This is a genomic window from Candidatus Diapherotrites archaeon (assembly GCA_016205145.1).
GTDB lineage: Archaea > Iainarchaeota > Iainarchaeia > Iainarchaeales > JACQJH01 > JACQJH01.
The window spans coordinates 212,111-225,965 of record JACQJH010000001.1; the positions used below are offsets into that span (position 1 = coordinate 212,111).

Annotated in this window: 16 protein-coding genes; 7 read left to right on the plus strand and 9 right to left on the minus strand. The window is 52.1% G+C overall.

Going from position 1 to position 13,855, the window contains the following annotated elements; genetic code table 11:
* Nucleotides 1-33: 33 nt before the first annotated feature.
* Both HY394_01130 and HY394_01135 read right to left on the minus strand, forming a co-directional pair.
* Nucleotides 34-1,566, minus strand: a complete 1,533-nt coding sequence (locus HY394_01130) for a DUF4139 domain-containing protein (GenBank protein ID MBI4052624.1) — start codon at nt 1,564-1,566, stop codon at nt 34-36.
* Nucleotides 1,567-1,650: 84 nt separating this feature from the next.
* Entirely contained in the window at nt 1,651-2,715 is a 1,065-nt protein-coding gene (locus HY394_01135) for a methyltransferase domain-containing protein (protein ID MBI4052625.1), read from the minus strand.
* Between the two features lie 83 nt (nt 2,716-2,798).
* Here HY394_01135 and HY394_01140 point away from each other — a divergent pair, with 83 nt between their 5' ends.
* The 4 genes from HY394_01140 to HY394_01155 all read left to right on the plus strand — a co-directional run bounded on the left by HY394_01140 (nt 2,799) and on the right by HY394_01155 (nt 4,487).
* The gene (locus HY394_01140; protein ID MBI4052626.1) at nt 2,799-3,392 is read left to right on the plus strand and encodes a hypothetical protein; all 594 of its coding nucleotides are present in this window, start codon (nt 2,799-2,801) and stop codon (nt 3,390-3,392) included.
* A 79-nt stretch (nt 3,393-3,471) separates the two neighbouring features.
* Nucleotides 3,472-3,702, plus strand: a complete 231-nt coding sequence (locus HY394_01145; GenBank protein ID MBI4052627.1) for a type II toxin-antitoxin system HicB family antitoxin — start codon at nt 3,472-3,474, stop codon at nt 3,700-3,702.
* Nucleotides 3,699-3,926 carry a type II toxin-antitoxin system HicA family toxin gene (locus HY394_01150; GenBank protein ID MBI4052628.1) on the plus strand — a complete coding sequence of 76 codons (228 nt, stop codon included), beginning with the start codon at nt 3,699-3,701 and terminating at the stop codon, nt 3,924-3,926. The genes HY394_01145 and HY394_01150 overlap by 4 nt, the downstream gene beginning before the upstream one ends.
* An 81-nt stretch (nt 3,927-4,007) precedes the next feature.
* Entirely contained in the window at nt 4,008-4,487 is a 480-nt protein-coding gene (locus HY394_01155) for a tryptophan-rich sensory protein (protein MBI4052629.1), read from the plus strand.
* 599 nt (nt 4,488-5,086) lie between these two features.
* On the opposite strand, the gene HY394_01160 is transcribed toward HY394_01155, so the two are convergent.
* Complete coding sequence (locus tag HY394_01160; protein ID MBI4052630.1) at nt 5,087-5,926, minus strand: DMT family transporter; 840 nt, start codon at nt 5,924-5,926, stop codon at nt 5,087-5,089.
* A gap of 55 nt (nt 5,927-5,981) precedes the next feature.
* Here HY394_01160 and HY394_01165 point away from each other — a divergent pair, with 55 nt between their 5' ends.
* A complete protein-coding gene (locus tag HY394_01165) occupies nt 5,982-6,713 on the plus strand; it encodes an SdpI family protein (protein MBI4052631.1) in 732 nt (243 codons plus the stop codon).
* Between the two features lie 107 nt (nt 6,714-6,820).
* Nucleotides 6,821-7,207 (plus strand): hypothetical protein, encoded by a 387-nt coding sequence (locus tag HY394_01170; GenBank protein ID MBI4052632.1) that lies wholly within the window; start codon nt 6,821-6,823, stop codon nt 7,205-7,207.
* A 38-nt stretch (nt 7,208-7,245) separates the two neighbouring features.
* On the opposite strand, the gene HY394_01175 is transcribed toward HY394_01170, so the two are convergent.
* The 4 genes from HY394_01175 to HY394_01190 form a co-directional block, all read right to left on the minus strand.
* Nucleotides 7,246-8,070, minus strand: a complete 825-nt coding sequence (locus HY394_01175) for an ABC transporter permease (protein ID MBI4052633.1) — start codon at nt 8,068-8,070, stop codon at nt 7,246-7,248.
* Entirely contained in the window at nt 8,046-9,044 is a 999-nt protein-coding gene (locus tag HY394_01180) for an ATP-binding cassette domain-containing protein (GenBank protein ID MBI4052634.1), read from the minus strand. Before HY394_01180 ends, HY394_01175 begins: the two co-directional genes overlap by 25 nt.
* A gap of 87 nt (nt 9,045-9,131) precedes the next feature.
* Complete coding sequence (locus HY394_01185) at nt 9,132-9,665, minus strand: hypothetical protein (GenBank protein MBI4052635.1); 534 nt, start codon at nt 9,663-9,665, stop codon at nt 9,132-9,134.
* On the minus strand, nt 9,662-11,221 hold the full coding sequence (locus HY394_01190) for a DUF4430 domain-containing protein (protein MBI4052636.1): 1,560 nt from the start codon (nt 11,219-11,221) through the stop codon (nt 9,662-9,664). Before HY394_01190 ends, HY394_01185 begins: the two co-directional genes overlap by 4 nt.
* 144 nt (nt 11,222-11,365) lie before the next feature.
* Here HY394_01190 and HY394_01195 point away from each other — a divergent pair, with 144 nt between their 5' ends.
* Nucleotides 11,366-11,896 (plus strand): helix-turn-helix domain-containing protein, encoded by a 531-nt coding sequence (locus tag HY394_01195; protein ID MBI4052637.1) that lies wholly within the window; start codon nt 11,366-11,368, stop codon nt 11,894-11,896.
* 129 nt (nt 11,897-12,025) lie between these two features.
* On the opposite strand, the gene HY394_01200 is transcribed toward HY394_01195, so the two are convergent.
* Together HY394_01200 and HY394_01205 are read right to left on the minus strand one after the other, a co-directional pair.
* Nucleotides 12,026-13,183 carry a PLP-dependent transferase gene (locus HY394_01200; protein MBI4052638.1) on the minus strand — a complete coding sequence of 386 codons (1,158 nt, stop codon included), beginning with the start codon at nt 13,181-13,183 and terminating at the stop codon, nt 12,026-12,028.
* A 47-nt stretch (nt 13,184-13,230) separates the two neighbouring features.
* Complete coding sequence (locus HY394_01205; protein MBI4052639.1) at nt 13,231-13,827, minus strand: ferric reductase-like transmembrane domain-containing protein; 597 nt, start codon at nt 13,825-13,827, stop codon at nt 13,231-13,233.
* Nucleotides 13,828-13,855: the final 28 nt, after the last annotated feature.

Sequence of the window (13,855 nt, forward strand, 5' to 3'; positions counted from 1 at the left end):
TGAGGCGTCAGGTATGCCTGTTGGCTATTGGCTTTAAGACCAGCAGTTTTTCACAGTGTATTCAAGCGAAGCGCTTGAGTCCGCTTCAACGGGCACGGAGAACTCGAACGTGTACGCGTCCTTTTTCACGTACTCGAAGTTCGCCTTTGTTATCTGCGCGTTGCCGCCCGCGTTCTCGATTGCCTTCACTGTAATCTTCTCTTTCTTGTGGTTCCTTATGTCGACCTTGTACGATTGCACCGAGCAGGCCGGAAGGTTCTGCTGTTCAACCGTGGTTTTTTGCGCGGCAATGTCGAATGCATAGCCGACAAACAGCTTCCTTTCCTCGTCTTTCGGAGTATGAGTTATGCTGTCTTCGCCCAGGAACTGCGCATTGCTTCCGTCGGCCTTGTAAACCCTCACAGTGCCGGCAGGCAATGGCATTCCGAGACTGCTTTTTTCGTCGTTCTTGAAGTTGACCATGACTTTAACGCTGTTCGCGCCATCCGAATCGCTGCCCGTATAATAGTAGCGGTTGCCCTCGAAGACGAATTCCTTCTGCACTGCAACGCTTTTCGCGCGCAGCAGGGAAATCTGCTTCGACTCCTTGTCCAAAACGTCGGTTTTCCGGTCAAGCGTGTAAGTATGGTATTCGAAAGCGTTGGCCTGCGAAAAGCCTGGCGCGCTTCCCCCTGCGGCATCCGCTGCCTTGGATTCTGCCAGCATGGGCACAGGGTAGGCGTTTCTGCCCTGCAGATTCAGTTGTCCGGCAAGCAATGTGAGCGAGGCATTCCTGAAATCAATGCCGGTGCTGTTTGAAACAGTCACGTTTCCAGAAAAGTCCATTGCGGTCTCGTCATCATTGAGCTTTGCAACGTAGTCCGCGCTCCAGCCGAGGCCGCCGGTCAGATAGCTGACATTGACTTTCCTGTTGCCGGAGCTTTCCGCGAAAACTTTGAGCACAAGCGTGGGCTTTGTCAGCAAACCGGGTTTCTGCCCGAACGAAACCGTTGAAACGTTCTGCAATGAAACTATGCCGTCCTGAGTTTCAAGGACTATGCCGTCGGAATGGCTCAGCAGCTTTCCGGTGTATGATTTCGCTTCCGCGCCGCCCTGCACTTCAACTGTTATGGTTTCGCCGACAAATTTTTCCAGCAAAGCCTGCCTTGACGCGGTATCATAATCGTAATTCTGTTCCGCTACGAAAGTTTCAGGGAACATGAGATCATTGAACAAAACCGTGCCCGTGTCGATGAGCTGTGAAACGTCGCTGAAGTTCACTAGATTCAGGCCCTTTTCAAGGGAAATCTCCCTTGTCTCGTTCACCAGGCCGAGATTGCCCTGGTAGATTGTAAGCGCGAGGCCTGCATTGTCCGGCAGGCTCTGGACTTCCTGTGCAAACGCCTGCAGGTAGGCTTTCGGCCTTTCCGAGGAAACGACCTTCGAATACTCGCCTATCCTGTACTGCGGTGTTTCCTTCATTCCGGGGTTGAACAGCAATGCAACCACTCCGACAATGAAAATGACCGCGATGACCGCCAGCAGCTTTTTCGCAAAACCATTTTCCAGAAAATCCTTTCCAACCATTCTTTCTCACCACAAAACTCTTTTCCGCTAACACAATAAACGCGCGACTTTTATAAATCATTTTGCTTTTGTTTAGGCGAAAGGCTAACCGCCCAACGCTTTGAAATCGATGTTCCTGCAGACCGCGGCTTTTTTGCCGAAAAAGAATGCGTGCAGCTTTTCCTTTCCCGACAGCTTTTCCTCTATCCTTTTTTTCATTGCAAGCTGTTCTTCCTGGCCAAACTTTCCGCGCAAAACAACCTTTCCAGTGCCCAGCCTTTGGAGCGCGGGCACAAGCGCGCTTTCATCCGCGTTTTCCAGCGTTTCAAGCACCCTGAACCTGTTTTTGAAAAACGCGCTTGCAAGCTCTTCGTCTGCGGACAAAAACTTTTCGTTGAAACCCCATGCTTTTCCGCCCAGAGCTTCCAGCAGTTTTTCCTTCAGGCCTGCCTTTCCGACAATTTCATCCAGTTCGAACAGGAAACCGCCGAGCTTTTCATCCGGGGCAGAGTTTTGCGCGCCATCGCCTTCAATCCTTTCGCCTTCAGGCAAAACGACCGCGGAAACCACCGCTTTTTTGAGCTTGCCAAAATAAAGGCTTACGCAGTTCGGCTCGTGCTCCAATGAAACGAATTCCTTTTCACAGTCAGCAGGCAAATCCTTCAATGCAAGCTCATGCGAAACCTCAACGCAAACGATTTCCACCCCGGCTTTCTTCGCAAACTCTATGAGTTCGCGGGTGTCCGGCTGTGTCTTGTGCAAATCCTTTTCCCTTCTCTCCGCGCTTCTCCTTGAAGGATCGGCGAAGACGACTTCCGCTTTCAGCGCCTTCAGGTCGGCTTTCCTGTAATCCGCGCGGATGAATTCAATGTTTCTGCACCCGTATGCTTTGGCATTCATTTTTGCGCACTCTATTGCCTCGGCATCGTTGTCGAAAGCGAAAACCCTTTTGCAGTTTTTAGCCAAGGCAATCGCGTCCATGCCGATGCCGCAGCACAAATCAACGCCAATCCCTGCCTTCAGCCTGCCTGCGCGATAGAACGCGACCTTTTCCGGCGTCGCCTGCTCCAATGCGGCTTTTGAAGGGAAAAACATTTCCCTGGCCCTTGAAAACTTTTTCTTTGCGAAAAAGCGCAACTCCTTGAGTTCCTGCTTTGAAATTTCCGGCATGCAAGAATGCTTGTGGAGAAACAATTTAAAACGCGCCCAGCCGGCAACAGCCTTTTATTCACAAAAAGCAATTCTTTTTTTTCATGCGCAAAATTTCACGGCCCGGAATGATTGCAATAATCCTGCTTGCCTTGGGCCTGCTGCTTTTGGGCTGTGTTTCCCCGCCTTCGACTGCGCCTCCCTCCGGCGTGCCACCGCCGGACCGCATTCCCACAAAAGAAGAGCGCGCCGCTTCGAAGTGCGTTCTCACAAATTATGGGCACATTGTTCCCGGAGAAACGGAATGCGAATTGCTTTGGGGCTATCCTTCGTACAAGCCGGTTGCCGCGGCCTGCGCCAACCTTGAAGCGCCGGATATTCCATCAGATATTGCCGGTCCGCCTGGAACAGGCAACCTTGTTGAATGCACTGATGAAGGGTTGGCGCACAAGGACTGCTGTGATTCCCTGAAAATAGTCTGGCCTGACTGGACCTGCTCGGCCGGCAGGCTGTACTGCCTTGGCTCACATGGCCTTGCGCAGCAAAAGCGCCTCTCCGGTCACAGCGCGCGCTGCGCAACGTGCGAGGACATGTGCCCGCCCAGCTTCGGCACGTGCAAGAATGGCGTGTGCTACGCGAAAAACCAGCCCGGCAACTGGACTCAGCGCGTGGACTGCAAAACCCTAAAACCGAAATGAAATCCGGCTTCTTTGCTTCTTCGTTTACTGACGAAAACAGCAAACATATTTAAGAACGGCCGAGCCAAATTATTTACCGGTGATTTGTTTGGCGAGAAAGTTCACTGTTGTCGTTGAAAAGGACCAAGACGGCGTTTTTGTAGCATCGGTTCCGGAACTACCCGGATGCCATACGCAGGCAGACTCCCTGAAAGAGCTTAAGGCAAACATAAAGGAAGCGATTGAAGCCTATTTGGAATCCATGGAAAAGGATGAGCTTCCAACAACTAAATTCGTCGGAATCAGGGAAGTCGAGGTTGCGGCAAAGTGACAGCGCTCAGGCCAGTGAAGCCTGAGCAAATACTGAAAGTCGCCAAGCTGCTCGGCTTTGAACTTGTGCATGTCAGAGGCTCCCACCACGTTTTCAAAAACGCGGCTGGCAAGCGGATAACTATTCCGGTCCACAAAGGCAAGCTTATTGGCAAGGGCCTGCTGTTGAAAATAATCAGGGAAGACTTCGGTCTGACGAAAGAAGAATTCGAACGCTTGTTGTGAATGTGCAAAATAATCATCTCATTACTGCTCACGCTTGAAATGAAGTGAAAATTTTTATTCTGCGCCGGCGTTGTGGTTTGCATGAACAGGCAAACGCTTTTCAGGCTCGCTGCTTCAATCGCAATCTGCGGGCTTGCCGGCGCAGTCGGCTCAATCTTCACGTTTCCCGCAATCGCTTCGTGGTATGCGTCAATCAACAAGCCTTACTTCACTCCGCCGAACTGGGTTTTCGGCCCGGTTTGGACAGCGCTTTTCCTGCTCATGGGCATAGCGCTTTTCCTTGTGTGGGAAAAAGGCTTTCAGGAAAAGGAAAACAAGTTCGCGGTAAAGGTTTTCGGCGCACAGCTCGCCTTGAACGTTTTGTGGTCACTGCTTTTCTTCGGCCTGCACAACCCTTTCCTAGCAATGATTGAAATCGTTGCGCTCTGGCTGGCGATTGCCGCGACAACCATTCTGTTCAGCCGCATCGACAGGCGCGCGGCTTTGCTGCTGCTGCCTTACCTTGCGTGGGTTTCATTTGCGGCGTTCCTCAACTATTCGGTCTGGCTTTTGAACGCCTGAAAAAAGCAGGTTTACTCGGCGTGTCGCGCAGCGGCACGCCTTAATCCCGACGCAGGGGGCTCCGCCCCCTTGCAAACCCCTGAAACATTTACCGCTACTTACTCGGCGGTTCACAACGTGAACCGCCTTGGTTTCGGCACACGCGCCCGAAAGCGCGTTGTCCTTTGTTAATGCAAAAGCAGATGGGTACGGCGCAACAGCGAAATATCCGTCGTCGAGCCCGCTTGTGAAATCATCGCCATCAGGCGCAGCGCTATGCGAGCAAAGCGAGCGCAGGGGTTGCACCCCTTGCGAACCCTGCAAAGCATGCGTGGTGTTCCGCAGCAGCGCGAACACCACAAAGCGCACCAGCCGGGCGTGACGGCTTCGCCCGCACCGGGAGTCGGACCCGGCCCACGGCCTCGCTGCATTGCAGTACTCCATAAAAGAAACTTTTCTTTCTTTTTGGGGTAAAGCACTTTTTCTTTCTTCGCAAGAAAGAAAAAGGGCTTCGACAGGGCCGTATCCTAGCCGATAGACCATACGGGCTTTTTGCCGAAGTTATTTTGTCCGGCGTTTTGTTTTTATTTGTTGCGCGGCCATTTTTGCCGGACCTTTGTTCAGAAGTTCAATGCAATCAGGCCCAGGACAAGCAGTGCGATTGCGGCATACTTTCTCGCTTCAAGCTTTTCGTTCAGGAAGACTGCGGCGAAGACTGCCGTCGTTATGGGCAGGCCCGCGCTGATGGACGCTGTTATTGCGAGGCCGGTTTTTTGCATTAGCAGGTTGAAGGCAAGGCTGAGGTCGACTATTGCAAGCCCCCCGCCCAGCAGGAAAAAAGAATTTTGCCGCGTTGGCAGTTCGATTTTTCTTTTTGAAAGCAGAACGTATGCGAGTATGATTAATCCGATGAGCGCCTGCGAGTAGAATGCGGTGTTGTAGGGGCCGAGGCTTTTCGTCAAAAACTTCAGCATTATGTAGTAGATCGTCCAGCCTGTTGCGGTTATTGCTATGAATTTTGCGCCGTCGACGATTTTGTATCGCAATAATGATTTTTTTGCCGCGATGACCGCCGAGGACAGCAGTATTGCCGTTGCCCCAACTGCCTGCATTGCGCCCAGGCTTTCATTCAGGAACAGGGCGGAGATTGCGATTATCATGAGAACGTAGATGTTTGCAAGCGGCTGGGCTATCGCGGTTTCCATCTTGTGGTATGATTTGAGCAGTGCGACGATTGCGATTGCGCCCGCAATGCCGGCAACAATAAGCGCAATTATGTCCGCCAAGCCCGGAATTTTCGGTTCGGAGAAAAGAAAAACGCCTGCCAGCAGGAACGGAGCTGACACGGCATAGAAATAAACGAGCGCCCATTCCTCGGCCATTGACTGCATTGCCTTCTTGCTTGCAATCGGCGCAAGGCCGCCGAAAAGCAGGAGCAATGCCAGGACAAAAGTTTCCATGCTTGAGTATTGTCGTTTGACGCTTTTTTATTTTGTTTGCAGGCAATCATTAATTATGCAAGTTGTGCACGGCAAACGGATTTTTCAGGCCCTTTGCGTTTTGCTCGTCGTCTTGTCTTTTGCAGTGGGCTTTTTTGCTCTGCCTTTCCTGCCTGCAAAGGCGCCGATCCACTGGAACATTGAAGGCAAGGCTGACGGCTTCGGCCCGGCCTGGATGGCGGCATTCCTTGTTCCAATAATGATTGCATTCCTCGCCGGACTGTTTTTCGTGATTCCGAAAATCGAGGTGCGCAAGGACAACATCAAAAAATTCGAGTCAAGCTACTGGCTGCTCGCGTCCGGCTTGTGCGTGGCGTTGTTCGCGATTTTCCTTTTATCGCTTGCCTCGAATTTCGGCTACAATTTCGACATGACGTTTGCGGTTTTAGGCATAATCGCATTGCTGTTTGTCTTCATGGGCCTGCTAATGCCTTCGTTCAAGCAGAATTATTTTGTCGGTGTGAGGACGCCCTGGGCTTTGGCCGATGAAAGGGTGTGGGTTGCAACGCACAAATTTTCGTCAAAAGTTTTCATTGCTTCAGGCATTCTTTTCGGTTTATGTGCTTTGCTGCCGAAACATTTCTTTTGGCTCATTCTTGCGGCAATCCTGCTGATGGTTTTCGGCACGTTCGGCTATTCGTATTGGATTTACCGAAAACTGCACAATGCGCAGGCAAAAGACAAACTGCCTGAAAAAAGCAAGCCTCCCGCAAAAGGCATAAACTCCGCCAAAAAAGGCAAAAAATAGCGTTCTGAAAAACTCTTTTATTTTAAGAAACAGAGTTTTTCCTTTTTGGTTTTGCGGTTTGCTTTGTTGAGCTATTTTTTTATGCTTGAATGCAGTTTCTAATCATTATGCCCTTGTTCGAGGATTTTGTCGGCATCTACGAATTCTTTTTCATGGCCCTGATTTACATTTCAATCGGCCTGCATTTTTTGGCCGCCAAGGGATGGTTCAACAAGCTCAAGCTTGTCATTGCGGTCATCGGCTTTTTCTTTTTGGTTGGAACAATCCCTTTCTTTTACGCTTTTGTCTTCATTCTCGCATGGCTTGTCCTAATGGGCATTCCACTGATGGTTGACAGGACAACCGCTCTAATCCTGCTTGTGGTTGCGGCAATAATCGGGCCAAGGAACCCGTTTTTCCTGTTCCTCTCCCTGGGCCTTTACGCGATCATAAACTTCTGGTTCATCTATTCGGCTTTTGAAACTCTTGAAAAGAAGCCCGCCGGAAGGCAGTGAAACTTGCCGGGCGTTTTTGGCCTCGCCGGAATGGTTGCCTATTCTTCTATCCTGCTGAACAGGTATGCGGCGATTGCGACTGTTGCAAGCATGAACGCGGCCGTAACCGGCAGGCTCAACGCTATGCTTATGTATGACTCTCCGAACAGCGCGAATCTCATTGTTTCAACCGCGTACGTGAAGGGGTTGAATGCCGCAATTGTCCGCAGTATTGCCGGAGAACTCTCCAACGGAAAGAGCGCACCGCTCAGGAAAAACAGCGGCATTATGACCAGGTTTGAAATTATCGGAAAGCCCTGCATGTCCTCCATCACAGAGCCGAACATCATGCCGATTGAAACGATCGAGATTGAGATTATTATGACCGCGACTGCGAGCGCAGGCAAAGCCAGCAAATTTATGTGCACGCCCAGCAGGATGGTCACTGCAAGCATCACGGCTGCCTTGAACAGCGCGTCGGTTGCCCCGCCCAGCGCCTTTCCAATCACTATTGCCGGCCTGCTCACCGGGGCAATCAGCGTTTCTTTCAGGAAACCGAACTGCCTGTCGATGAGTATTCCCATTCCTGAAAAGAACGAGCCGAAAAGTATGGTCATCAGGATTATGCCGGGTGCCATGAATTCAAGATAGTTTGTGCCGGCGCCGCTCACGGCAAACGCCCCGTTGAGGCCGGTTCCGAGTATCAGAAAAAACAGCAGCGGCATGCCGAACTGCGAAATCATCCTGCTTTTGGAACGCCGCATCCTCAGCATTTCCCTTTTCCACAGGAAAAAAACCGCCCTTAATTCGTTGCCCAAAACCATTCCCTTCGCCTCAGCCCCAATTGCCATTCCGCTTTTCATTTCCGCGTGCTCTTGTGCCATGCCTTCCGCAGTATCCTCATGGAGTCCTTCGCGCTTCCTTCCTCTTCCCTTATCGTCCTGCCCGTGAAATGCAGGAACACGTCGTCAAGCGTGGGCTTCCGCACGCTGATGGAATTGACTTCAACGCCGGACTTTTCGCATTCCCGGAGAATCTGCGGAACCTTCTTGTCGGCTTCTTCCACGGAAATGTCAACGCGTCCGTCGTGGCAGGTCACGCTTTTTACCCAGGGATATGCTTCAAGCGCCGCCTTCACTTTCGCGCATTCGGGCGTTTCGATTGAAACAGAGTCGCCGCCAAGCGCGCTTTTCAGCCTTTCAGGCGAATCAAGCGCGATTATCCTCCCCTTGTCCATGATTGCAACCCTGTCGCACACCCCGTCCGCCTCGTCAAGGTAATGCGTCGTCAAAACGATTGTCACGTTGTTCTCTTTTTTCAGCCTTTTCACATATTCCCAGATTCGCTTTCTTGTCTGCGGGTCCAGGCCGACTGTCGGCTCATCCAAAAACAGGACTTTCGGAAAATGCATGAGGCCGCGCGCGATTTCAAGCCTTCTCCTCATTCCGCCGGAAAAAGTCTTGACCTCGTCTTTGAGCCGGTCCTCCAATTCAACCATGCCCGCGGTTTCCCTTATGCGGCGGCTCCTGTCATCCTTTCCGAGGCCGTACATTGCGGCGTGCAGTTCAAGGTTTTCGAATGCCGTCAGGTCTTCATCAAGGCTCGGGTCCTGGAAAACAATGCCGATGCTTTTCCTCACGGAATCCGCGTTTTGGACAACGTCAAAGCCGTTGACCTCGGCTTTTCCATCCGAAGGCCTTTTCATTGTGACAAGCATTGAAATGAGCGTCGTCTTGCCCGCGCCGTTCGGCCCGAGCAGACCGAAAATCTCGCCTTCACTGACGGAGAACGAAACGCCGTCCACGGCCGCAAGGCCGCCGAATTTTTTCGTCAACGCGCTGATTTCAATGGCATTCAAACGCTTCACCAAATCTGCTGAAAAAAAGAACCAGTATAGAAAGAAGAAGTGGTGTTAATGGTTTAAATTAGTTTTCCCAGTTTGCATTCAGTCAAGCCCGGCAAAGCTTTTTTCCGCGTTCACGGCCGAAGCCTCGACAAAGGCGTTCTGCCGCTCGATGATGCAGGCTTTCATTTTTGCGAGCGCCTTTTCGCCCGGGCCAAGCGCATCCAAGTCGCAGTTCGTGCAGTTTTCGACCTTCACGTTTTCGCTCTGGCGCAGGCTGACTTTCTCGGCCTTTTCCGCGCCGGCGTTTTCGATTTCCACGACAACCTGCGAGTACTGCGGGCACGGCAGGAGCCTTCCCTCAACGGGCCTTGCCTTCAGCGCGGTCCGCCCGAGGACCTCGAAAGAAATCTGCGCGGAAACAGCCGTTGTTTTCGCCGAAGTTCCTTCCTGCGCGGAGTCTGCGCCTTTTTCGCCTGCGCTGTCCGCGGTCTTTCCGTTTGCGCTTTTCGCCGCAAGCGAAAGGAAGCCGCTCGGATTGTTCAACGCAAAAAACGCGCCCACAAAAACCAATGCGATTGCGAGCAATGCGATGCCTGAAGTTTTTGCATTTGCAGGCGAAACTTTCAGATTCATTCAAACCCCACTGTGGCCTCAAGGCTTGCCTCTTCCGACAGCAGTTGCGCGGAGTCCGCGGTTTCAATGCTGTCCGTTATGGTGTCGCTGGAAATCACTGCCTTGACGGAATAGCTGCCAAGGCCCTGGATTTTCGCGAAGATTTCCGCATTCTTGGTTTCGCCTTTCTTTATCGAGTCGAAAAACGTTGTCGAAGTGCCGCTGATGATCCAGCTTGCCGGAATCCCGTCCAGCGAAACGCTCACGTTTTTCGCGTCAACCCTGCCGACGTTCTTTATTGACACGATGAATTTGACTGTCGAGTTCAGGCCGACGGTCCCTTCGTTCCTGCCGCCGCTTGGAGCCTGCACGCTCAAAGGAAAAGTTTTTTTGTCCAATGCGATTGCCGCCAAAGCCGTGTCAATGGCATTTGACGAATTGCTTTGCCTGCCGAAACTGCCGTCGGCGTTCGCCTTTGTTTTCAGGCAGTCCAGTGCCTTGTCGGCTTTTTCCGTTTCATTGAATGCCCTGAATGCAATGCTGCCGAGCGCGGTCCTGAAACCGTCGCTTATGCACCCGTCGGAGTCCTGCTTTGCCGCGAGCCAGTCGATGCTTTTCTGCGCAACGCTTTTTCCTTCGCCGGCGGCACCCAACGCTATTATCGCTTCTTCCGTGAAATCAACGCTTTCCGTTTCATCCCCTGAGTTGTAGCCGAAACTGCCGTTGGAATGCATTGCGGAAACAAGGTAATCGGCGGGAGTTTCACCGCCATTTTCAGGCATGCTTTCTCCGGCCTGCGCAAACGCAACAACCGCCCAGGCTGTGGTGTCGACGTCGCTTTCACCGCTTCCGCTCTTGAAACCGCCGTCGCCCTGCTGTGAATCCTTCAGCAAATCAATCGTCGTCCTGCCGTTTTTTTCGAATGAGTTCAGGTCCTCGCCGGCCGAAATGAGCGCCATCGCCGCAAGCGCGGTGTTCAAAGAATCCCCGAAGCTTGCGTCGCTTTGCTGCTGTGCTATGATGTAGCTTTTCGCATTTCCCGGAACTGCTGAAGCGAGCGCAATGTTGTTGTCCCGGCCCATGCCGAGGCCCATCATTCCGAACGAGTGCTGGAACAAATTCGCGCCAATCCTGCCGCCTGTTTCCTGCGAATCCGCAAGCCATTCAACTGCGTCAGCGCCCGCACCATCCAAGTAATCGAGTGAAACTGTGCCGTTGTCGTTCGGAACTGCGGCGCTTATGCCTGTCATTGAAGGCAGGTTGTTTTCGCCGAACTGCCAGTATTTCGAAAAATCGCTTGAAGCGCCCAGGCCGTTGACTGAATTGACGAACGCCGATTCCTTCACCCCATCGCCGTCGAAATCGTAGTATGCGATGTCGAGTGCAACGCTTTTTTCCTGTGCCGCCTGCACGAACGCCGTGAATGCATTCGCGTCATCCGCAACGTTCACGCTTGCGCTCGTGTCGGCCGAAGCGTTTGCGTACGGAAAGTTGAATTTCACGTTCACGGTTTTCGCCTGCGCCGCTTGCGCGAACACGAAAAGCAGAACAAAGAACAAAAAGCCGATTTTTCTCATTTCCCCCACCGCCCGCAGATGTTTTTTTTCTTGCGTTCAGAATCAGTGCCGAAGCCTTTTAAGCAGTTCCATTTAGGATAATTATCATTAGCATTCATGGTAACGTTAGCACGCTATTAGCACTTGGTTTATCATGGTGGTTTGTTGGACATACTGAAGGCTTTGGCCAACTCCAACCGGCGCAACATGGTCCAGATTCTCCTCAAAAAGGAAACCCACATTGCCGCGCTCGCAAGGGAATTGAACATTTCCAATCCGGTTGCATTGAAGCACGCGCGCATTCTTGAGGATAACGGCCTGATTGAACGGGAAAAAGCGGGGAACACGCACATACTGCACATCCGCAAGGACGCGCTCAAGAAAATACGGCTGGCATCGGAGCTTTTTGAAAAGCCAATTTCTTTCAGCGTCGCGAAAGGCACTTTGCTTTTGGACGCGCTTTCAAAGGTCGATGGCCTCGAGATCGAGAACACGAAACAGGGCGCGTTCATCAAGGCAATTGACGGCAAGGAAGGCTACTTTGTCTTTGAAATCAACGGCAAGTTTCCGACAAAGCCGATCGAGGAAATCGAAATTTCCGGCAGGACGGAAATCGAGTTGAAGCGCCTTCTGCCCGTCATCGGAAAAAAAATCGTTTTCGAAACAGCCGGTTCCGTCCGGCTGGTCCGGGACTAAGGCGTATCGTTGCAAAATCTTGGATTTTGCGACGTGCCCAGAATCTGTGGATTCTGGTGCATGCTTACGCAATACGCCGAGTAATTCTATTCCGCATTTCGGGGTTTTACGCGGGGGTGTCCCATGTGTTCACGCCTTTTCCAGCGCCTGCTTTAAGTCTTCAACCAAGTCGTCCGCGCTTTCCAAACCAACGGACAAACGCACCATTGTCTCGGTTATGCCCGCTTTCCTGCGCTCGCTCTCCGGCAAAGCGCCGTGCGTCATCGCCCAAGGATATTCTATGAGGGATTCGACCCCGCCAAGGCTCACTCCGAGAGTGAACAGATTGGTTGCAGCAAGAAACTTCTTCGCTGCAGCTGCGTTTCCTTTGAGTTCAATCGTTATTATGCCGCCAGTGCCTTTCATCTGCTTTTGCGCAAGGCCTTTCTGCGCAAAGCTTTTCAGGCCGGGATAAATGACGCGCTTCACTTTCGGATGCCTTTCAAGGAACTCCGCGATTGCCTGCGCGTTTTTTTCATGCTGCAGCATTCTCTGCTTCAAGGTCTTTATCCCGCGCAGGACAAGAAAGCAGTCCAAGGGCGAAGGCGTAGGGCCGAAGGCATTCTGCAAAAACTTCAGTTGCCTGTAAATCTTTTCGTCGTTGCATGCAATCGCGCCGCCGATGATGTCGGAATGGCCGTTGATGTACTTTGTCGTGCTGTGTATGACAATGTCGGCACCCAGGTCAAGCGGATTCTGGAAAACCGGTGACAGGAAAGTGTTGTCCACCGCCACAATCAGGCCTTTTTTGTGCGCGAGCCTTGAAATTTCCGCGATGTCAACAAGCTTCAGCAAAGGGTTTGTCGGGCTTTCAAGGTAAACCATTCCGGTGTTCGGCTTCAACGCCTTTTCAAGGCTTTCCGGTTCAGTCAGGTCCGCAAGCGAGTAATCAATGCCGAACTGCCTTTTGAATGTTTCCAGCAGCCTGAAAGTTCCGCCGTAAACATTGTCCACTGCAACAATGTGCCCGCCGCTTTTAAGCAGGCTCAGGCAGACCATTTCCGCGCCAAGGCCGGACGAGAACGCGAGGCCAAAGCGCGCGTTTTCAAGCGAGGCAACGCTTTTTTCCAGGGCATCCCTTGTCGGGTTTCCCGATCGCGAATAATCGTATCCCCGGTTTTTGTCAACCGAATCCTGTCTGAATGTTGACGACAGGTAAACTGGCGTCATGACCGCGCCGGTCAGGGGATCTGCGCCCGCTTCGTGGATCGCCCTGGTTTCGAAATCAAGCCGTTTGCCTTTAGCCATGGTACCAAAACCTTGTCGCTTGTTATTTAAAAAATACGCCCGACAGTTTAAACGTCGATTTTCTGCCTGCTTTCCATGCTTAGCAGCAGGGCTGCGCCCCTCAGCAGCAGAACAAGCAGTATGAACGCCATCGCGATCTGCCCGGTCAGCCTTGACAGGAAAACCCCGTTTTCGAGCAGGAGGATGTGCAGCAAAAGCATTGCCATTGCGACATAGCCGGTTCTCTGCAGGTTTTTCCAGTTTTCATAGCCGAGCTTTTGCACCCACTCCGCAGTCGACGTGAACGCCATGAGCGTGAAAATCATGAACGCTATCGCCGCGACCGCCAGTGACATCACGTCCGCAAAAGAAATTTCCCGCCTTTCGGAAAGCAGGACAATGGCCGCCAATGCGACGTGCAATGCCGCAAGCGAAAAACCCCACAACCCGAACGCCTTCCTGTGCACGAGAAAGCGGTCAAAGAATTTGACGAAGCGCGCGAGCGGGCCCAAAAAGAATGCCAAGCCGAGGATGATCACTGCGGAGAACGCAACAATGGCATTCGCAAAGCCGATGCTTAAAGGCATCGCCCTGAAAACAAGATAGTACCACGCGAACGTCCCGATCACAAGCAGGGAAACGATGTGCGGCAATTTCCTGTCCATGCACTACAACAACGACTTTCCGCTTTAA

Coding starts and splice junctions, on each gene's coding strand:
- HY394_01205 (MBI4052639.1), bottom strand. CDS start 13,827: ATGGACAGGAAATTGCCGCACATCGTTTCCCTGCTTGTGATCGGGACG.
- HY394_01170 (MBI4052632.1), top strand. CDS start 6,821: ATGCCCTTGTTCGAGGATTTTGTCGGCATCTACGAATTCTTTTTCATG.
- HY394_01200 (MBI4052638.1), bottom strand. CDS start 13,183: ATGGCTAAAGGCAAACGGCTTGATTTCGAAACCAGGGCGATCCACGAA.
- HY394_01155 (MBI4052629.1), top strand. CDS start 4,008: ATGAACAGGCAAACGCTTTTCAGGCTCGCTGCTTCAATCGCAATCTGC.
- HY394_01185 (MBI4052635.1), bottom strand. CDS start 9,665: ATGAATCTGAAAGTTTCGCCTGCAAATGCAAAAACTTCAGGCATCGCA.
- HY394_01165 (MBI4052631.1), top strand. CDS start 5,982: ATGCAAGTTGTGCACGGCAAACGGATTTTTCAGGCCCTTTGCGTTTTG.
- HY394_01160 (MBI4052630.1), bottom strand. CDS start 5,926: ATGGAAACTTTTGTCCTGGCATTGCTCCTGCTTTTCGGCGGCCTTGCG.
- HY394_01130 (MBI4052624.1), bottom strand. CDS start 1,566: ATGGTTGGAAAGGATTTTCTGGAAAATGGTTTTGCGAAAAAGCTGCTG.
- HY394_01140 (MBI4052626.1), top strand. CDS start 2,799: ATGCGCAAAATTTCACGGCCCGGAATGATTGCAATAATCCTGCTTGCC.
- HY394_01135 (MBI4052625.1), bottom strand. CDS start 2,715: ATGCCGGAAATTTCAAAGCAGGAACTCAAGGAGTTGCGCTTTTTCGCA.
- HY394_01175 (MBI4052633.1), bottom strand. CDS start 8,070: ATGGCACAAGAGCACGCGGAAATGAAAAGCGGAATGGCAATTGGGGCT.
- HY394_01190 (MBI4052636.1), bottom strand. CDS start 11,221: ATGAGAAAAATCGGCTTTTTGTTCTTTGTTCTGCTTTTCGTGTTCGCG.